Origin of the sequence: Paramagnetospirillum kuznetsovii (genome assembly GCF_003284725.1) — a bacterium.
Lineage (GTDB): Bacteria > Pseudomonadota > Alphaproteobacteria > Rhodospirillales > Magnetospirillaceae > Phaeospirillum > Phaeospirillum kuznetsovii.
Genome location: NZ_PGTO01000001.1, coordinates 299528 through 318632, shown reverse-complemented (window position 1 = coordinate 318632; position 19105 = coordinate 299528). Strand labels below are relative to the sequence as shown.

Annotated in this window: 18 protein-coding genes; 10 read left to right on the top strand and 8 right to left on the bottom strand. The window is 65.2% G+C overall.

The window, feature by feature from the left end; all coding sequences use genetic code 11:
- Positions 1-34: 34 nt before the first annotated feature.
- The 3 genes from CU669_RS01490 to CU669_RS01480 form a co-directional block, all read right to left on the bottom strand.
- The gene (locus tag CU669_RS01490) at positions 35-529 is read right to left on the bottom strand and encodes a CarD family transcriptional regulator (protein ID WP_112142021.1); all 495 of its coding nucleotides are present in this window, start codon (positions 527-529) and stop codon (positions 35-37) included.
- 278 nt (positions 530-807) lie between these two features.
- Positions 808-1137 (bottom strand): ferredoxin FdxA, encoded by a 330-nt coding sequence (gene fdxA / locus CU669_RS01485; protein WP_112142020.1) that lies wholly within the window; start codon positions 1135-1137, stop codon positions 808-810.
- Between the two features lie 113 nt (positions 1138-1250).
- A complete protein-coding gene (locus CU669_RS01480; RefSeq protein WP_112142019.1) occupies positions 1251-2012 on the bottom strand; it encodes a TerC family protein in 762 nt (253 codons plus the stop codon).
- Positions 2013-2207: 195 nt separating this feature from the next.
- Here CU669_RS01480 and CU669_RS01475 point away from each other — a divergent pair, with 195 nt between their 5' ends.
- From CU669_RS01475 to dinD, 3 genes are all read left to right on the top strand, one after another.
- Complete coding sequence (locus CU669_RS01475) at positions 2208-4802, top strand: sensor domain-containing protein (protein ID WP_239988469.1); 2595 nt, start codon at positions 2208-2210, stop codon at positions 4800-4802.
- A gap of 155 nt (positions 4803-4957) precedes the next feature.
- Positions 4958-5725 carry a J domain-containing protein gene (locus tag CU669_RS21270; protein ID WP_161539557.1) on the top strand — a complete coding sequence of 256 codons (768 nt, stop codon included), beginning with the start codon at positions 4958-4960 and terminating at the stop codon, positions 5723-5725.
- Between the two features lie 185 nt (positions 5726-5910).
- Positions 5911-6858, top strand: coding sequence for a DNA damage-inducible protein D (gene dinD, locus CU669_RS01460; protein ID WP_205119361.1), 948 nt, complete (start codon positions 5911-5913; stop codon positions 6856-6858).
- An 80-nt stretch (positions 6859-6938) separates the two neighbouring features.
- Here the strand turns inward: dinD and CU669_RS01455 are convergent, their stop codons facing one another.
- From CU669_RS01455 to CU669_RS01445, 3 genes are all read right to left on the bottom strand, one after another.
- Positions 6939-7661, bottom strand: a complete 723-nt coding sequence (locus CU669_RS01455) for a Bax inhibitor-1/YccA family protein (protein ID WP_205119359.1) — start codon at positions 7659-7661, stop codon at positions 6939-6941.
- Positions 7662-7748: 87 nt separating this feature from the next.
- Entirely contained in the window at positions 7749-10280 is a 2532-nt protein-coding gene (locus CU669_RS01450) for an ABC transporter permease (protein ID WP_112142014.1), read from the bottom strand.
- A 135-nt stretch (positions 10281-10415) separates the two neighbouring features.
- The gene (locus CU669_RS01445) at positions 10416-11120 is read right to left on the bottom strand and encodes an ABC transporter ATP-binding protein (protein ID WP_112142013.1); all 705 of its coding nucleotides are present in this window, start codon (positions 11118-11120) and stop codon (positions 10416-10418) included.
- A 73-nt stretch (positions 11121-11193) separates the two neighbouring features.
- Between CU669_RS01445 and CU669_RS01440 the strand changes: the two genes are divergently transcribed.
- The 4 genes from CU669_RS01440 to CU669_RS01425 all read left to right on the top strand — a co-directional run bounded on the left by CU669_RS01440 (position 11194) and on the right by CU669_RS01425 (position 14132).
- On the top strand, positions 11194-11775 hold the full coding sequence (locus CU669_RS01440) for an arylesterase (RefSeq protein ID WP_239988468.1): 582 nt from the start codon (positions 11194-11196) through the stop codon (positions 11773-11775).
- Positions 11772-12890, top strand: a complete 1119-nt coding sequence (locus tag CU669_RS01435) for an FIST signal transduction protein (RefSeq protein ID WP_112142011.1) — start codon at positions 11772-11774, stop codon at positions 12888-12890. The genes CU669_RS01440 and CU669_RS01435 overlap by 4 nt, the downstream gene beginning before the upstream one ends.
- A 112-nt stretch (positions 12891-13002) precedes the next feature.
- Complete coding sequence (gene thpR / locus CU669_RS01430) at positions 13003-13551, top strand: RNA 2',3'-cyclic phosphodiesterase (protein WP_112142010.1); 549 nt, start codon at positions 13003-13005, stop codon at positions 13549-13551.
- Between the two features lie 44 nt (positions 13552-13595).
- On the top strand, positions 13596-14132 hold the full coding sequence (locus CU669_RS01425) for a hypothetical protein (RefSeq protein WP_239988467.1): 537 nt from the start codon (positions 13596-13598) through the stop codon (positions 14130-14132).
- Between the two features lie 44 nt (positions 14133-14176).
- Here CU669_RS01425 and CU669_RS01420 read toward each other — a convergent pair whose 3' ends face one another.
- On the bottom strand, positions 14177-14422 hold the full coding sequence (locus CU669_RS01420) for a hypothetical protein (protein WP_146747637.1): 246 nt from the start codon (positions 14420-14422) through the stop codon (positions 14177-14179).
- Between the two features lie 223 nt (positions 14423-14645).
- Positions 14646-15587, bottom strand: coding sequence for a DUF1848 domain-containing protein (locus CU669_RS01415; protein ID WP_112142008.1), 942 nt, complete (start codon positions 15585-15587; stop codon positions 14646-14648).
- Between the two features lie 197 nt (positions 15588-15784).
- Here CU669_RS01415 and CU669_RS01410 point away from each other — a divergent pair, with 197 nt between their 5' ends.
- The 3 genes from CU669_RS01410 to rapZ all read left to right on the top strand — a co-directional run bounded on the left by CU669_RS01410 (position 15785) and on the right by rapZ (position 19105).
- The gene (locus CU669_RS01410) at positions 15785-17605 is read left to right on the top strand and encodes a lytic transglycosylase domain-containing protein (RefSeq protein ID WP_112142243.1); all 1821 of its coding nucleotides are present in this window, start codon (positions 15785-15787) and stop codon (positions 17603-17605) included.
- Positions 17606-17756: 151 nt separating this feature from the next.
- The gene (locus CU669_RS01405) at positions 17757-18188 is read left to right on the top strand and encodes an HPr kinase/phosphorylase (RefSeq protein WP_112142007.1); all 432 of its coding nucleotides are present in this window, start codon (positions 17757-17759) and stop codon (positions 18186-18188) included.
- Positions 18185-19105: an RNase adapter RapZ gene (gene rapZ, locus CU669_RS01400; RefSeq protein ID WP_239988466.1), complete on the top strand. Its 921-nt coding sequence runs from the start codon at positions 18185-18187 to the stop codon at positions 19103-19105. The genes CU669_RS01405 and rapZ overlap by 4 nt, the downstream gene beginning before the upstream one ends.

The following is a 19105-nucleotide window of genomic DNA, read 5'->3' as shown; positions in this document are numbered from 1 at the left end:
GCAGCCGTGGGGGGGAACGTCAATAACAGGATGATCAGGCCGCTTCCAACAATCCTTGCAGCTTTTCAGTCGCCGCCTGGGTGTCGATGCGTTCCACCGCCGCCAGTTCCGACGCCAGACGCTCCAGCGCCGCCTCGTAGATCTGGCGCTCGCTATAGGACTGGTCGGGCTGGTTGGCGTTGCGATGCAGGTCGCGCACCACCTCGGCGATGGACACCGGGTCGCCGGAATTGATCTTGGCCTCGTATTCCTGGGCGCGGCGGCTCCACATGGTGCGCTTGACCTTGGCGCGCCCCTTCAGCGTTGACAGCGCCGTGTCCATGACGGAGCGGGGCGACAACTTGCGAAGGCCGGACTTCTGCGCCTTGGTGACGGGAACGCGCAGCGTCATACGGTCGCGATCGAAGGTGATGACGAACAGCTGAAGCTTCATTCCGCCGATTTCCTGGGTCTCGACGGCAACAACCTGGCCGACTCCGTGGGTGGGATAGACCACATAATCGCCCTGGGTGAATGAAACGATCGTCATCTTTTCGAATTCCCTACGACTGAGTATCGACGGCGCCGACGGTGTTGCCCGTTGCGTTCCCTGGCGAGCGCAAAATTTCCACCAGCCACGCTCTCACGTGGGCCGGCTAATTTCGACTGCTTGTCTTGGTGGGCGAACCCCGCCCGGAATGGCCTTTTGCCAAAAAGCCGCCCGTCGGCACAGTTCGACGGACGTGCCCTGTATAGCACAGGAGCTTCCGTGAAGAACAGAGAAAATCCCACCCATGCCGCAATGCAGCGTGGGTGGGGAAACCGGGATCAGCGGCCGGGCTTGGACGACAGCAGATCCTTCTTGCCGGGCTTGCCCTTCCACGCGTCGGCATCGGCCGGAGCGTCGCCCTTGCGGGTGATGTTGGGCCAGTCGGCGGCGTATTTGCGGTTGGCGTCGGCCCAGTCGGCGGCCTTGGGGTCGGAATCCGGGAAAATCGCCTCGGCCGGGCATTCGGGCTCGCAGACGCCGCAATCGATGCATTCGTCGGGATTGATCACCAGGAAGTTTTCACCCTCGTAGAAGCAGTCCACCGGGCAAACTTCGACGCAATCCTGGTATTTGCACTTGATGCAGTTCTCGGTGACGACGTAGGCCATGCCTCTCTCCAGTATCCTTTTACAACCGCCTGGGCGGAATTCCGGCCGAAGCGATACCACAGCCCCGGTGCGGGCTCAACCCTAGTCCCAAAAGGGATATTCCCTCGCCAATTTCATGGCGCCGGGCTGCGCAGCTTCACCGGAGCGCGGCGCGAACGCCGCGCCAGCAGGTTGAGCACCTCGATGCCCAGCGAAAATCCCATGGCGAAATACAGATAGCCCTTGGGAACGTGGAAGCCGGTGCCGTCCGCCACCAGGGTCATGCCCACCAGCAGCAGGAAGGATAGCGCCAGCATCTTGATGGTGGGGTGACGCTCGATCAGGGCGGACAGGGGATCGGCCGCGACCACCATGACGCCCGAGGCCAGGATGACCGCCGCGATCATGACCCACAGATTGCTGGCCATGCCCACGGCCGTGATGACCGAATCCAACGAGAACACGATATCGAGCACGGCGATCTGGGCGATGACGGCGCCCAGCGTCGCCTGGACCGTCGGAGCCGCCGGGGCGCTGGCGTCCGCCGACATGTCGGCGCCCTCGCCTTCCAGACTGGCGTGGATTTCGTGGGTGGCCTTGGCCACCAGGAAGACGCCGCCGCCGATCATGATCATATCGCGCCAGCTGACCGGGTGATCCCACACCACCAAAACCGGATCCACCAGACCGGCGACCCAACTAATGGACCCCAACAGGGCGATGCGGGTGACCAGGGCGAAGGCCAGGCCAAGTCGCCGCCCCAGCGGCCGCATGGCCTCGGGCAGGCGGTTGGAAACGATGGCCAGATAGACCAGATTATCGACGCCGAGAACGATTTCCAGCACCGACAATGTCGCGAGGCTGAGCCAGATATCGGGATTGGAAAGCCATTCCATGGCGAAGAACCTCGGCTAGGTGGTGACGGCGGCAACGAATGTAAGGCAATTTCCGCCATATTCCAGTCCGACGTCTCGCTTGTGATTTCTTGTGGCCGCGAAGCCGCGAGCGGTTGCCTCGGATGGGTGTTGCCGATACTATCGACGTGCATAGGCACCCGGGGGGAGGCCTGCGTGAGGTCGGAAATTCAGAGTGTGACAAACGATACCCTTTCCTCAGAACACGGCACCGGGCCGTTGCCGACCAAAGGGGCGGCGACGCATGTGCCCTGCGCGCCTGATGACGTGCTGCCGCGGCTGATCGAGGCCGAAGCGCGCCTGAACGGCTTATCGGCCAATCTGCCCGGCTTCATCTTTCAAAGAAGCATGACCCCCGACGGCGTCATCGCCTATCCCTGGATCAGCGACAGCGTCACCGTCCTGCTGGGCTTTTCCGCCTCGGCCATGGAGGTCAACGCCAAGGGCTGCCTGCACGTCATCCACTGGGCCGACCGCGACACCCATATGGAGGAAGTGCTGCGCTCCGCCAAGGCGCTGGACACCTGTCGCGACGAATTCCGCGCCATTACCGCCAGCGGCGAGGTGCGGTGGCTGCGCGGGGCGTCGCGCCCGCGTCGCCTTGCCGACGGTACGGTCATCTGGGACGGCGTCATCGTCGATGTCAGCGAGGGCCGCCGCGCCGAGCTGCGGCTGGACATGCTGATGGACCATGCCGACGATTCCATCGTGGTGCTGGACGCCATGGGCCGTATCGACACCGTCAACGTCGCCGCCGAGCATCTGTTCGGCCGCGCCGCCGCCGAGATGATCGGCCAGCCCTTCGCCATCCTGCTGCCCGCCGAGCTGCGTCACGACGATCTGCTCGACGCGCCGGAAAGCTCGGCGCGCTCGCTGGTGGGCGGTGGCCCCCGCGAATTGACCGGCCTGCGCAAGGACGGCACCACCTTCGATCTGGAACTCTCCACCAGCGAGGTCCGGCTGGAAGGCCAGCGCCTGTTCGTCGGCATCGGCCGCGACATCACGCGCAGGCGCCAGACCGAGACGGCGCTCCGCGAGACCGAGCAACGGCTGCGCGCCATCGCCGCCAACATGCCGGGCATGGTGTTCCAGCGGGTGCTGCGTCCCGACGGCACCTTGGAATTCGCCTATGTCAGCGAAGGCTGCCGCACCATCATGGGGATCGGGCCACAGGAATTGATGGCCGATTCCGACCGTTTTCTCGCCATGCTGCCGCCCACGGAGCGCCGCGACTTCCTGGCCGCCCTGGGACGCTCGGCCCGCACCATGGAGCCGTTCGACGAGGAAATGTCGGTGCCCGGCCCCGACGGCCGTCGGCGCTGGCTGCGCGGCCAGTCCCGCCCGACCTTGCGCGCCGAGGGCGTGGTGGTGTGGGACGGCGTCATGCTGGACGTCACCGAGCGCAAGACCGCCGAACAGCGCCTGTCCTTCCTGGCCTTCCACGACCCGCTGACGCGCCTGCCCAATCGGGTCGCCTTCCTGGAACGCTTTGCCTTCGCCGCCGAGGGGGCGAGAAGCCGCGCCACCCTGCTGGCGGTGGTCAGCATGGGCATCGACCGTCTGGGCATGATCAACGCCACCATGGGCCACGCCATCGGCGATCAGGTGCTGATGGCCGCCGCCGATCTGGTGCGCGCCGCCATCGGCGCCGCCGACGTCATGGCGCGGGCCTCGGGCGACCGCTTCCTGCTGCTGCTGACCGGCTTCGAGGCCAAGAAGGATCTTCAGGACGCGCTGGACCGCCTGCATCAGAGCGCCCAATCCACCGTCAGCGTCGATGGCCAGGAATTCGACATCTCGGCCGCCGTCGGCGTCTCCATCTTCCCCCGCGACGGCGAGGACGCCGAAACCCTGATCAAGAACGCCGACGCCGCCTTGCAGCGGGCCAAGGCGCAGGGACCGGCCACCCTTCAGATGTTCAACAAGGAAATGAGCACCCGGGCCGCCAAGACCCTGTCGCTGCAAAACCGGCTGCGTCGGGCCATCGACCACGGCGAGCTCTCCGCCCACTATCAGCCCCAGGTGGACCTGGGCAGCGGCGAAATCATCGGCATGGAAGCGCTGGTCCGCTGGAACAGCCCCGATCTGGGCATGGTCTCGCCAGCCGACTTCATCCCTGTCGCCGAGGAATCCGGCCTGATCGACGGCATCTGCGAATTCATGCTCGACGTTTGCGCCACCCAGAACAAGGAGTGGCAGAAGCAGGGGCTGATGACCATTCCGGTGGCTGTCAACGTCTCGGGCCGCCAATTCCAATATGCCCGGCGCTTGCTGTCGGCCTGCGAACGCATCTTGTCCGTCACCGATCTGGACAGCCACTGGCTGGAACTGGAATTGACCGAAAGCTCGGCCATGCGCGACGCCGACAACGCCATTGCCGTGGTCAATCAGCTCAAGGAAATGGGCATCGGCTGTTCCATCGACGATTTCGGCACCGGCTATTCCTCGCTGTCCGTGCTCAAGCGCTTCCCCATTCAGAAGCTGAAGATCGACCGTTCCTTCGTCATGGACATCACCACCGACCCCAACGACGCCGCCATCGTCGACGCCATCGTCGCCATGGCCAAGGCGCTGAAGCTGAAGGTGGTGGCCGAGGGCGTCGAGAATCAGGAACATCTCGACTTCCTGCGCACCCTGGGCTGCGATCAGATCCAGGGCTATTTCTTCTCGCGTCCATTGCCGGCCGAGGCCATGGGACAGATGCTGAGCGAACGCCGCCGCATGGATCTGAAGCCTTTGACACCCAATTGGATGATGGCGACCCCGTCATAGTTTCGTCGTTATTTCAATGCGTTCGATCCTGGTTATTGATGTTTCTTCTCAACGGCCAACATTGGCAGTTGACTGAATCCGGCGGTTGGGCTTATTCGTTTTGAAAGCATGGGCGGTTCGCCCATTTCGAAACCCGGACAGCTTGGCCGCGCCCCATGAGAGACACCGCCGAATCCGGCACCACCACCATCAAGCACTCCTATACGGTGCCCTGCTCCAGCGTCTTCCGCGACGCGGTCGAGCGGCTGGCCGAACGCCGCAAGGTCAATGTGGGCGATATCGCCCGTTCGGTGCTGCTGGTGGTACCGGGCGACACCATTTCCGCCTACCCCGATCCCGGCGAGCCCGCCCCGGACGACCGCGAGACCGTCATCTTGAAGTCGGGACCGGCCCAGGGGCGACCGTGGCGGCGCAAGCCCCGGCTGCAGGTGCGCATGGCGCCAGGCTACGAGGTGGACAGCATCCGCCGGGCGCTGGGGCTGGCGCTATCCCTGGACCGAGGCGCCATCCGGGTCCGACTGGAAGACCCCTCGGCCCCACCTCCGCAACCGCAACCGCCGCCGCCGCCCCAGCCACCGCCGCCGCCACCACCACCACCGGCCGCAGAGGCCTTTCCCAAGGTGGAACGCCGTCGCGGCACCCGTGAGCAGAACCAGAAGCTTCAAGCGGTCAGCGAGGAAATCGACCGGCTGCGGGCCATCATCAGCGTGCTGGCCTTCGAGCCGCTGCCCGAAGGTATCCAGACCCGCGCCGACGCGCTTCATGTCCTCGGCTTCGCGCCGGGCGAGTTCCCCGACGCCCGCACGCTGCGGGCAAAGTTCCGCATGCTGGCCACCATCCACCATCCCGACAGCAATCACGGCGACCATGAACGCATGAGCCAGCTCAATCAGGCCATGCAGTTCCTGCGCGATCTGCTGTAGGGGAACACACCGTTGATCGGTTAATGAATTGATATGATTCTTGAGAAAGCGTGTCGCCATAAAATGCGACCCAAGCAAGTTAATTTTCAACTATACTCGGCCAATGGGATGCCTTGATCGGCGTATGAATGGCTCTCTTCAATATGAGACCGGGGCCAACCGATATATTCAAAGGTACCAAGCACATGAACGATAAACCGAGCAATTCTTCAAAATTAGCAGAAATGGCTTTTAAGAAGGCTCTCGCACAGGCCGCGCCCCCTAACTTATCCGTGCAAGATGGAGCCATTGAGCAATTGGTTGCCGCATTTGAGGATGCAGGACGATCCGATGAAAATGGGACGCCGTTCTGGAGCGCCAGAGATCTTGCTCGACTATTGGAGTATTCAGACTATAGAAACTTCTCAAACATTGTCGAGAAGGCGAAAAGCGCCTGCACCAATAGCGGTCAGGAGGTGCCCGATCATTTCGTTGACGTCACCGATATGATCGAAATTGGCAAAGGGGCCGAGCGCGAAGTCGACGACATACGCCTGACACGTTATGCGTGCTATCTTACTGCACAAAATGGAGATCCCCGGAAGAAATCTGTTGCATTCGCACAAACATACTTTGCAATCCAAACGCGTCGTCAAGAGATAATCGACGATGAATCGTCCCAGTATGTTCCTCTCTCCGAAGATCAAAAGCGCGTCCTCTTGCGGGAAGAGATCAAAGAGCACAACAAGAACCTTGCCAGTGCCGCCAAAGGTGCAGGAGTCATCGAGCCTCGTGACTATGCTATCTTTCAAACTCATGGCTATAAGGGACTGTATGGTGGCCTTGACCGTGCGGGAATTCAGCGAAAGAAAGGATTGAATGCACAACAGCCTATTCTCGACCACATGGGAAGCACCGAGCTTGCTGCAAACCTTTTCCGAGCCACTCAGACAGAGGAAAAATTACGCCGGGATAACGTGAAAGGAAAGATTGCCGCCAACACCACCCACTATGATGTCGGACGTACTGTAAGAAAAGCAATTGCCGAACTGGGCGGAACAATGCCAGAGAATTTACCTCCGGCCGAGGACATTGCAAAAGTGGGGCGGCGCCTTAAGTCAGGCATAACAAGCCCGCCTAAGAAATTAAAATAGTCTCTATGCTTAATTAATCACCGTATTACAAACAAAAAGACCCCCTCTCGCGAGGGGATCTTCTTCGTTTCAACAGCCGCTTAGTCGTCGCGGCGCACGCCCATGAACTGCAGCAGGAACATGAACAGGTTGATGAAGTCCATGTAGAGCTGAAGAGCGCCGAACACCGCCTTCTTGGCGGCGACTTCGCTGTCGTCGCCTTCCCAGTACATTTGCTTGATGGACTGGGTGTCATAGGCGGTCAGGCCGGCGAAGATCAGCACGCCGGCCGCCGACATCACGAAATGCAGCATGGGGCTGGCGAGGAAGATGTTGACGATGCCCGCTATGATCAGGCCCCACACGCCCATGATCAGGAAGCTGCCGAAGCCCGACAGATCCTTCTTGGTGGTGTAGCCGTAGAGGCTGAGGCCCGCGAAAGCCGCCGCCGTGATGAAGAACACCCGGGCGACCGAAGCGCCGGTGAACACCAGGAAGACCGAGGCCAACGAAGCGCCCATCAGACCGGCATAGACCCAGAACAGGGTCGAGGCGGTCGAGGCCCGCATGCTGTCGATCTTGGCGCCCATGAAGAACACCAGTCCCAGCGGAGCCAGCATGAACACCCATTTCAGCGGGGAATAGACGGCGATGGCGGTCAAGGCCGGAACGCTGGCGATGACCCAGGCGACGATGCCGGTCAGCGCCAGGGCCGAGGCCATGTAATTGTAGACGCTGAGCATGTACTGCCGCAGGCCCACGTCGATATGAGCCGCTTCGGCCTGGGCGGCGGTCATGTATCTGGGGTCTGATCCGAAAGCCATGATGGTTCCTCTGACTCGGTAAGGGGAAGACTGACATCAATATGGAGCAGTCCTGGAAGGAATCAAGTTACCGTATTTTAGGCGTGGTTATTCGCCGCGCAATAACGGCGCCGATTTGACACCCAGCGCCCGCCATGTCCCGGCGAAACCGGCGGCCAAACTGGCCCCCACGCAGGCGGCCAGGGTGGCGGCGGTGATTCCGGGGAGAAACACCCACTCCGCTTTCATGACGTAAAGCAGGATGGCGCGGGCCGCCAGCGAGCCGACCCCGGCGGCGGCAAAGCCCGTCACAAGGCCGATTACCGCGAACTCGGCCAGATAGGCCCGCCACAATTGGCCGCGCACCGCGCCCAGCACCTTGAGAACCACCGCCTCCCATACCCGGCGGCGATGCCCCGCCATGACCGCTCCGGCCAGGACCATCGCCCCCGCCGCCAGGGTCACCATACCGGCCAGACGCACCGCCAGATCGGCCTGCGCGATGATGGCACGCACGGATTCCAGCGCCTCCTTGACCCGGATGGAGGACACATTGGGCAGCCGGTCGGTGACCGCCTTTTCCAGGGCGGCGTCGAAGCGGGGCTCGGCCCGCACCGTGGCGATCACCGTATAAGGCGCGCCGTCCAGGGCGCCCGGCGACAGCAGGAAGGCGAAATTCATGGACAGGCTGGACCAGTCGATCTGGCGCAGATTGGCGACGCTCACCTCGATCTCGCGGCCCAACACGTTGAGCCCCAGCCGGTCGCCGGGCCTGAGGCCGAACCCCCTGGCCACGGCGGCATCCACCGAAACCAGCGGCGGCCCCCGGTAATCCTCGGGCCACCATTGCCCCTCCACCAGCTTGGAGCCCGGCGGCGGGGCTGCGGCGGACGACAGGCCGCGGTCGCCCCTCGCCGCCCATTCCGCCTCGGGGGCGATCCTGGCCTCGCCCACCCTGACGCCCCGGATGGAGGAAATGCGGCCGCGCACTATGGCGGCGCGCTCCAAGGTGGCGCCCGGATCGGTGGCGCGCACCACCTCGTCCAGCGCCGCCACCTGATCGGGCTGCACGTCGATGAAATAGAAAGACGGCGCCTGGGCGGGCAGACGCTCGCCGAACTGGGCGGCCAGATTGCCCTCGACCAAAGCGATGGTCACCAGCACCGACAGGCCCAGACCCAGCGACAGCACCAGACTGACCACCGCCGTGCCGGGCCGGTGGAGATTGGCCAGGGCCAGCCTCCAGGCGGGGCCGACGGCGCGGCCGTGATGCAAGGACAAGCGGGCGGCCAATCGCGACAGGCCCCAGGCCAGGGCACGGAACAGAATCAGGGTCGCCACGGCGGCGCCGACGAACCAGGCGGCCAGGGGCCGATTGCCCGAGGACAAAATGGTCAGCGCCGCCAAACCCAAAGCCGCCAGCGCCAGCACCGCCAGGGATGCGGCGTCGGGCCTGCCCGCCGCCGTCACCGTCAGATGGCGGAACAGGGCCGAGGGCGGCGTCATACGGGCGCGGGCTAGCGGCCACAGGGTGAAGACCAGGGCCGCCAGCGCCCCGAACCCGGCGGCGTTCAGCAAGGCGGTGGGAAACAGGCCGGACCGGGCGGGCAGCGGCAATCCGTCGCCGCCCAGCCCGATCACCACGGGCACCAGCGCCGCCCCCAGCGCCAGTCCGATCACGATGCCCGCCGCCGACAGCAACCCCACCAGCAGCAGATAGACCCGCAGCACCAGCCCCGCAGGCGCGCCCAGGCATTTCAGGGTGGCGATAGTGGCGATCTTGCCGTCCAGATAGGCCTTCACCGCGTTGGCGACGCCGATGCCGCCCACCAGCAAGGCCGTCAGCCCCACCAGGGTCAGGAAGGCGGCCAGGGTATCGAGGAAACGTCCAACGCCCGGCGCGGCGTCGGAGGTGTCGCGCATCTGCCAGGCCGCGTCGGGAAAACGCCTGGCCAGATCGGCCTTGGCCTCGGCGGCGCTCATGCCGTTGTCCAGCGCCAGCCGGACGGTGTAGCGCACCAGACTGCCCGGAGCGATCAGGCCGGTGGCGGCGACGCCCTCCGTGGCGGTCATCAGGCGGGGACCGAAGGACAGCGCGGTGGCGACCCGGTCGGGCTCCTTGACGATGACGGCGCGGATTTCAAAATCCGCCTCGCCCACCCGCAGCCGCCCGCCCACTCCAAGGCCCAGCCGGTCCAGCAGATTGGCCTCGGCCACCGCCCCCCAGGCGCCGTCGCGGAAGGCGAAGACGGCATCGCCCCCGGGCTGCGACAGCTCCAGCCGTCCCACCAGCGGATAGGCGCCATCGACTCCCTTCAGTTCCACCAGGGCACGGTCGCGATTGCCGTCCAGATGGGCCATGACCCGCATCTCGACGCCTTCGGTCACCCGTCCCATGGCCTTCAAGGCGGCCAATTGGTCCGGTTCGGGCCGATGATGCGACTGGCGCAGATCGAGATCGCCGCCCAGCAGGGCGCGGGAATCTTCGTGCAGGGCCTGATCCACGGCGGCGCGCAAACTGCCCGAGGCGGCGATGGCCGCCACCCCCAGGGCGAGGCAGGCCACCAGGATGCGAAAGCCCTTCAACCCGCCGCGCAATTCCCGCCGGGCAAGGCGGACAGCAAGAGAGAGATTAGGCATTCCTCTCTCCCATCGTCATTCCCGCGAAAGCGGGAATCCATGTGTCCGGAGGATCCAGTTTCAGCGGCTTGGGCATAAACTGGTCCCACCATGGACCCCCGCTTTCGCGGGGGTGACGAGATGATGTGTTGTCGCTCACGTCGCCACCCGCCCATCCCCGACCCGCCCATCCTCCACCCGGACCAGCCGACCGCAGCGACCGGCCAGGCCGTCGTCATGGGTGACCAGCACCAAGGTGGTGCCGTAATCCCGGTGAAGGCGGAACAGCAGATCCATCACGGCGCGGCCGGTGGCGCCGTCCAGATTGCCGGTGGGCTCGTCGGCCAGCAACAGCCGGGGCCGCGCCACGAAGGCGCGCGCCAGGGCGACCCGCTGCTGCTCGCCACCCGACAATTGGCCGGGATAGTGGTGCAGCCGGTGGCCGAGACCGACCCCGGCCAGTTCTTCTTCCGCCGCTTCGAAGGCATCGGCGCGACCGGCCAGTTCCAGCGGCACCGCCACGTTTTCCAGCGCCGTCATGGCTGGAATCAAGTGAAAGCTCTGGAAGACGATGCCCACGCTGTCGCGGCGAAAGCGGGCCAGTCCGTCCTCGTCGAGACCGGCCAGATCGCGGCCGGCCACCACGACGCGGCCCGAGCTGGGCCGTTCCAGCCCGCCCATGATCATCAGCAAGGTGGACTTGCCCGACCCCGAGGGACCGACCACGCCGAGGGTCTCGCCGACACCGACGGTCAAATCGACGCCGCGTAGGACATTGACCTCGCCCGCCAAGCTCGCCAATTTGAGATGGAGCGCCTCCAATCGGACGAGGGGCTCGGGGACGAGAGGGCTGGGCTGCATGGAATTCCTCTTCAGGGTCGTTCTGCGATATGGGGCAGTGCTGCTGCTTGTCAACGCCATCATAGGGGACGCCATGGCCGCGCCGGTCCGAATTCTGGCCTTGGGGGACTCGCTGACCGCCGGTTTCGGCCTCAAGGCGGAGGAGGCCTTTCCCGCCCGCCTCGAGGCGGCGCTCCGCGCCGAGGGCCGCGACGTCCGCGTCATCAATGCCGGTGTTTCGGGCGATACCACGGCGGGCGGTCTGGCGCGGCTGGGCTGGGCCTTGGCGGAAAAGCCCGATCTGGCCATCGTCGAGCTGGGCGCCAATGACGGATTGCGCGGTCTCGACCCCCAATTGATGCGCGCCAATCTGGACGCCATCCTCAAGCGGCTGAAGCAGGACCGCATCGGCGTCCTGCTGGCTGGCATGCTGGCGCCCGCCAATTACGGTCCCGCCTATCAGGCCGAGTTCAAGACGGCCTTCGCTCGGCTGGCCTCGGATCACGACGTGGTGTTCTACCCCTTCTTCCTGGATGGGATCGCTGGCGATGCCCGCCTCAATCTGGCCGACGGCCTGCATCCCGCCGCCAAGGGGGTGGACGTCATCGTCCAACGCATCCTGCCCTCGGTCCGCACCCTTCTGGACCGCCGCGCCCGGCCGGAGAAAAAGCCATGAGTGATGCTCCCTTCACCACCGCGCACGCCCGCGCCAGTCATTGGGGCCTGGCGGCCAAGGCCTGCCTCGACGGACTGGGGAACGCCCCCGCCGCCGCCAATCTGGGCTTCCTTTACGCCAACGAGGGCTTTTCCGCCGATCTGTCGTCCATCCTCACCTTCCTGCGCGAGACCACCCGCATCGCGCATTGGGTGGGCGGCGTGGCGCCCGGAATTTTCGTCGACGGATCGGAATATCGGGGCGATTTCCCCGGCACCGGCGGCGCCCTCGGCGTGATGGTCGGCCATCTGCCGCCCGAACTTTTCCACGTGTTCGGCGGCGATTGGGGAACTTGGCCCAAGGAGCACTTTCCCAGCCTCGGTCTGGTCCACGGCGACCCCCGCGATCCCGGCCTGATGGATTCGGTGGAGGATCTGGCCGCTTGTGCCGGCTTCCTGGCGGGCGGCCTGCTGTCGGCCAGCGGTCCGCCCGCCCAACTGGCCGATCAGGTCATGGCGGGGGGATTGAGCGGCATCCTGCTGGAGTCCGGCATCCCGGCGCTGACCGGCATGACCCAGGGCTGCAGCCCCATCGGACCGGTCCACACCGTCACCGAGGTCTGGGACGGCGTGGTGATGCGATTGGACGACCGCCCGGCCCTGGAGGTGCTGAAGCAGGATGTGGGCGAATTGCTGGCCCGCGACCTGCGGCGCATCGCCGGATATATCCATGTGGGCCTGCCGGTGACCGATTCCGACACGCCCGACTATCAGGTGCGGACCCTGATCGGCATCGACCCCACCCATGGCTGGATCGCCATGGGCGACCGCCCCGATGTGGGCGATCCGCTGATCTTCGTGCGCCGCGACGCCAATTCCGCCCAGGCCGATCTGAAGCGCATGCTGGCCGATATCAAGGCCCGGCTGGGCAACCGCCCCATCCGCGCAGGCATCTATGTGTCGTGCACCGGGCGCGGCGCCCACATGTTCGGCGAGGAGGGCGCCGAGGCCGCCCTGCTGCGCGAGACCTTGGGCGAGTTCCCGCTGCTCGGCTTCTTCGCCAATGGCGAAATCAGCCGCGACCGGCTCTACGGCTTCACCGGCGTGCTGACGGTCATTCCCGGAGGGGACGAATGAATCCGACGAACGCAGATATGCGTTCGGAGGCAAGCGCAACGCGCGCCGCGCCACATGGCGCGAAAGCCAAGGGCGCTGGAAGCGCCCGCCCGGCGATTGAGGGGCTCTATAAATGATCCGGCTGTTTGTCGGCCTGGACCTGCCGCCCGCGTTGGACGAGCGCATCGCCGCGCTGGGCGTCGGCCTGCCCGGCGCCCGCTGGGTGCCCGCCCGCAATCTGCATCTGACGCTCCGCTTCATCGGCGAGGTGGACGAGGACACCGCCGAGGAGATCCACTACGGATTGGCCCGGTTGGACGTTCCCGGATTCGACCTGACCCTGACCGGGCTGGGCCTGTTCGGCGACAGCCGCCGCGCCCATACCCTATGGCTGGGTGTGGAGACGTCGGAGCCGCTGGGCCTGCTGGCCCGCCTGGTCGACGGCGCGGTGGTCCGGGCCGGGTGCAAGCCGGAACCGCGCCGCTTCTCCCCCCATGTGAGTCTGGCGCGGTTGAAGGAGGCCGATCCGGCCCGCCTGCAATCCTTCATTTCCGAGGCTCCGGTGTTCCGGGCGCGAACACCGATCTCGGACTTCGCCTTGTTCCGCAGCGTGCTCCATCGCGACGGCCCCGAATATGACGTGCTGGAACGCTATCCCTTGGGGCCGACACCCCTAATCTGAACATTCCCTTGTTCGCCCGTCGGCTTCACAGTATTTTCTGACCCATGATGCCGCAGCTCTTCCGGTTTGCCCTTCCCGTGATCGCCGGTCTGGCGCTGGCCGCCTGTTCGCGCGGCACCATGCTGCCCGCCAATTCCAGCGCGGCGTCGGACCAGCCCGCCAATTTCCAGCTGGTGACCGATATCCCCATTCCCACCGGCGCCACCATGGACAACGACCGCTCGCTGATCCTGTCCGACCGCGACCGCTGGACCGGCCGGGTGGTGATGACGCTGTCCAATTCCGCCAACGAGGTCACCGCCTTCTACCAGTCGCAGATGCCCAATTTCGGCTGGCAGCCCATGATGAGCGTGACCTCGGAGACCAGCGTGCTGACCTATCTGCGCGGCGACCGCGCCGCCACCGTCCAGGTGGAGCGCCGCACCGTCTACGGCACCACCGTCTCGGTCACCGTCGCCCCCAAGCAGTCCGATCCCGGCATCACATCCGGCGGCGGCTACGACTCCTCGCCCATGCCGCGCTCGGCGCCGTCGGGCGGCATCCGGTCGGAACCGCTCAGCCCGCCGTCATCGCGCCGATAACAAAAAAGCCCCCTCGCGGGGGCTTTTTCATGGGTGTTGAAACCTTAGCGCAGGCGGATGCGGACGCTGTCGATCAGCACGCGCAGGGAATCCTCGGCGACGCCGTCGCGCGCCATCAGATCGCGGACCATGGGATCTCCCATGACCTCGTCCAAGGGGGGTTCCGCGTTGTCGGCGAACAGCGAACGGGGATTTACGTTCATCATATTGGCGGCATGAATGACGGCGCGGCGTGCCACGTCGCGCAACTGGCTGCGGTCAGGGGTAGGTGAAACCACGCTCGATCCCATGATGCCCCCCTAGTCTAGAGGATGTCGCCCATCCTGATGACGTCATAAGAGTCACCCTACAGCATAAACGAAAGATTTGACAGACTTGCATTGGTATCAGGCCCTTGACCATCTCGGTTTTATTGCAATGCACAAATATTTGTGCGCCGCAAAAACGCACCTTTCACAAGTGGTTATGTGATGTTCCGCCCCGTGATGGTCAAGCCGGAGTCCACGAGAGTCTTCAACTCTTCATGAACATTTGGGTCTGTGGCCCCGCCTCCTCGGCAGGCCCGGTCGGTGCGAAGAGGAATTCCGAATCCGGGTCATGGGCCGCGTAACGCCGCTTGGCCCGCCCTCGGGTGGAGACGGCATAGCAATAGACACAGCCATGGGGGCAGGTGTCGTAATCGCCGATATCGCGGCTTTCGTGGCACAGGCAGCCGGGGCGGTTGCCCTTCTCCTTGGCGACAACCGGTCGGGGCAGGCCCCAGGCGGCGGCCACGTCTTCCAGCCGTCTGGCATCGACACAGCGCGACGGCAGGGCGGCACCGGCCAGGGAGTCCGTCTGGGCGCAGACGGTCAGCGTGATACCGTGTTGGGCGGCCAATTCACTGAGACCATGGATCAGGCTTCGGCGCTCCTCGGGGTCGGGATCGCTCCAGGTGAAGCCGTGGGCGCGGGCGGCGGCGGCCAGATTGCGCCCGGTCTTGCGGTAGATATTGGCGAAGGACACCGAGACCTCGTCCACCGCGCCTTCCAGCCGCTCTGCCAGTCGGGCGAAAGTGTCCCGATGCCAGGACGCGGGCGTCAGCGAGGTCGCGAGAATGGGATCATAGCGCCACACCACCGCGCGCGGCCCAAAGATCTTGGCCAGATGACGGATCATGGCCAGCGAACGCTCGGCCTCCACCACCGAGGGTTCGAGGACTCGGGGATAGCCGGTGACGGTGTACTGGACGACGAACGGGGTGCCGCCGCGCCGGATCTCCGCCAGCCCATCCAGGAAGGAAGCGACGTTGCGGGTCCAGAACACGAAGCCGTCCACCCCCACCCGCAAAGGGATGGTGGAGACGCGGCCGCCATAGGGATTGACCGCCTTGGCCCAGCCCTCCCGATACCGGTTCATGAACCAGCGTCCGTAGAAGGCGGGAATATCGGTGCGATAACTGGCGGAGACGATCATTGCCACATTATGAACCTTACGGGGTTTTGATGCCAGATTGGCTTAGATGACTCTCCATAACTCATTGTTTTATATTGTATTTACAAAACTTTTTTGTAACAGGGGGATGTTTTTTGGTTGCCCCGGGAACCTCAGGTCATTTATAAAACCGGGGACCGTGATTGGTTTTGTCGATAACCCCAGGCGGGAGAATGGCTTTGCGCGACAGACTCCTTCCGGCCGCCCTGCTGGCCGTCCTGGCAACGACATCCCCCGCCCTGGCGGGCGACGCGCCGCGCGGCGCCGCGGTGCAAGTGGCCGCCGCCGACGGTCAGATGACCGCCGCCCTCCTGCCCGGTTCCAATCGCGAGGCCCATGTCGCAGCACTTCCCAAGCCGCTGTCGGCCTCCGATCTCGAAGTGTACAAGCGGGTTCTCCATCTTCAGTCCCAGGGCCAGACCGCCGCCGCCGACCGCGAGCTGGGCAAGGTCAAGGACGAGCTGTTGAAGGGCCATGTGCTGGCGCAACGCCTGCTGGCCTCGGGCTCCAAGGCGAAATTCCAGGAATTGAAGGCCTGGCTGGCCGATTATTCCGACCTGCCCCAGGCGGAAGCGGTCTACAAGCTGGCGGCCTCGGCCAAGGGGGCCAAGGGCCTGCGCGCGCCACAGCGCGGCACCCTCAAGGGCACCGGTATCGACACCGAGGCCGATGGCGCCATGTGGGAAGAAGTCGCCTTCAACGCCGAGGATTCGTCGACCAGGGTCCGCGCCTTCAAGGCCAAGCTGCGCCAGGCGCTGCGCGACGACGAGAGCGCCAGGGCCGAAGCCATGTTGGCCAGCCCCGAGGCCCAGGCCATGACGGCGCTGGAATTCGACCGGCTGCGGTTGATGGTGGCGGCCGATCATTTCGCGGGCGGCCGCGACGAGCCCGCCGCCGCCTTGGCCTCCGCCTCGGCCGAACGCTCGGGCGATCAGCTGACCGCCGCCCATTGGATCAGCGGCCTCGCCCTGTGGCGCATGGGCAAGCCCGAACAGGCGCGCCGTCATTTCGAGGCCACCGCCAATGCCCCCGAGGGCCAGGACTGGCTCGCCTCCGCCGGAGCCTTCTGGGCCGCCCGCGCCAATCTGGTGGTCAAGCGGCCGGAAGCGGTCAATCACTGGCTGGAAGTGGCCTCGACCTATTCGCGCACCTTCTACGGCATGCTGGCCCGCGCCGAGCTGGGCTATCAGACCCAATTCTCGTGGGAAACCCCGCCCTTCACCGAGGGCGACACCGAGCTGCTGATGCGGGTGGCCGGTGCCCGGCGCGCCCTTGCCCTGCTGCAACTGGGCGACGCCCAGACCGCCGAGGACGAGCTGCGCCGCCTCTACCCCAACGCCAGCAAGGCGCTGCGCCAGTCCATGCTGGCGCTGGCCTATGCGGGCCGGATGCCCGCCTTGGCGGTGCGGCTGGGCGGCTCGCTGCCCCGCGAGAACGGGCGCGTCCACGACGCCGCCGCCTTCCCGGTGCCCGACTGGACGCCCCAGGGCGGCTGGCAGATCGACAAGGCGCTGGTCTATGCCCTGGTCCGTCAGGAATCCTCGTTCAATCCCACGGCACGCAGCGGCGCTGGCGCCGTCGGCCTGATGCAGTTGATGCCGTCCACCGCGGCTTCCGTCGCCGGCGGCAGACTGGCCCGCGACAGGCTGAGCAATCCGGAAGTCAATCTTGGCCTGGGGCAACGCTATGTCGCCCGGCTGCTGGCCGACGAGCCGGTCAACGGCAATGTCATGATGATGGCCGCCGCCTATAACGCCGGACCCGGCAATCTGGGACGCTGGCTGCAAAATATCCGCCACGGCGACGATCCGCTGCTGTTCACCGAAAGCCTGCCGTCGCGGGAAACCCGCGTCTTCGTCCAGCGGGTGATGAGCAGCTATTGGGTCTATCAGAGCCGCCTGGGCCAAGGCTCGGATACCCTGGAGGCGGTGGCCTCGGGCGAATGGCCGCGCTATCTCGGCCAGGATCCCCAGTCGGGCAAGACGTCGGGCAAGAACTGATCGACGGTGCCGCCCCTCCTCTCGTCATCCCCGCGAAAGCGGTGATCCATGGTCGGAGCAAGGAGTCCGTCAGGTCCAAAGTCAGCCCGGTTGCCCTGGACTACCCCAGGAACTGATTGACACCGGCGCCGCGCGCCGCCACGCTTTTTCCATGCTTCTCGTCCATGCCACCACGGTTGAGATCACCGGCCAGGGAGTGCTGATTCGCGGCCCCTCGGGCAGCGGCAAGTCCGATCTGGCACTGCGCCTGTTGGATGGCGGCGCCCAATTGGTGGCCGACGACCAGACCGAATTGTCGTTGCAAGATGACCAGATCGTCGCCCGCGCTCCCGACACCATCGCCGGATTGCTGGAAGTCCGGGGGCTTGGGATCGTCAAGGTCGTGCCGCGATCCTGGGCGCCGCTGGCGCTGGTGGTGGATCTGGTGGACGAAAGCCGTATCGAACGCCTGCCCGAACCGGCCTATGCCCACTTTCTCGGGGTGGCGCTTCCGCGCCTCGACCTTGCCCCCTTCCAGGTCTCGGCGGCAGCGAAGGTTCGCCTTGCGGTGGCTTCGGCAAAGCGGGATATAATGTCTTCGTGAAGACTGATCGCACCACTTCGAGGCCTGACCGGATTCCGGCCGCTTCCGTCGGCGGCGGCAACCGCTTGGTTATCGTCACCGGGATGTCGGGCGCAGGCAAGACCCTGGCGCTGAAGGCGCTGGAGGATCTCGGCTGGGAGGCGGTGGACAATCTGCCGCTGTCGCTGGTGGGCAGTCTGGTCCGCCCCGGCGAGGGGGTGCCGCGCCCGCTCGCCATCGGCGTCGATATCCGCACCCGTGATTTCGGGGTCGAATCGGTTTTGGCGGCCATCGACCGGCTGATGGCGGAACGCGGCCTGGATGTGCGGCTGCTGTTCCTTGATTGCGACGACGACGTGCTGTGCCGCCGCTTCACCGAGACGCGGCGACGTCACCCGCTGGCGGCCGACCGGCCACTGCTGGACGGAATTCACCACGAACGCACCCTGGTCTCTCCCCTGCGGGCCCGCGCCGACCTGCTGATCGACACCACCAGCCAGCCGCCGGGCGAGTTCAAGCGGGTGCTGACCGGCCATTTCGGACTGGAGGGCGACCGTGGTCTGGTGGTCTTCGTGACATCGTTTGCTTATCGTAATGGATTGCCGCGCGAGGCGGATCTGGTGCTGGACGCCCGTTTTCTCGCCAATCCGCATTATGTCGCCGAGCTGAAGCCGCTGACCGGCAAGGATCAGGCGGTGGCCGATTACGTGGCCGCCGATCCCGCCTTCGCGAATTTCATGGACTCCGTGACCCATTTGTTAGAACCGTTGTTGCCGCGTTTCGCCGCCGAGGGTAAGAGCTATCTGACCATCGCCTTCGGTTGCACCGGCGGCCGCCACCGGTCCGTCGCCATCGCCGAGCGCATCGCAGGCTGGCTGAGGGAGCACGGCAGCCGCGTCGAGTTGCGCCACCGCGAACTCGACGAAGGGGGATCATGA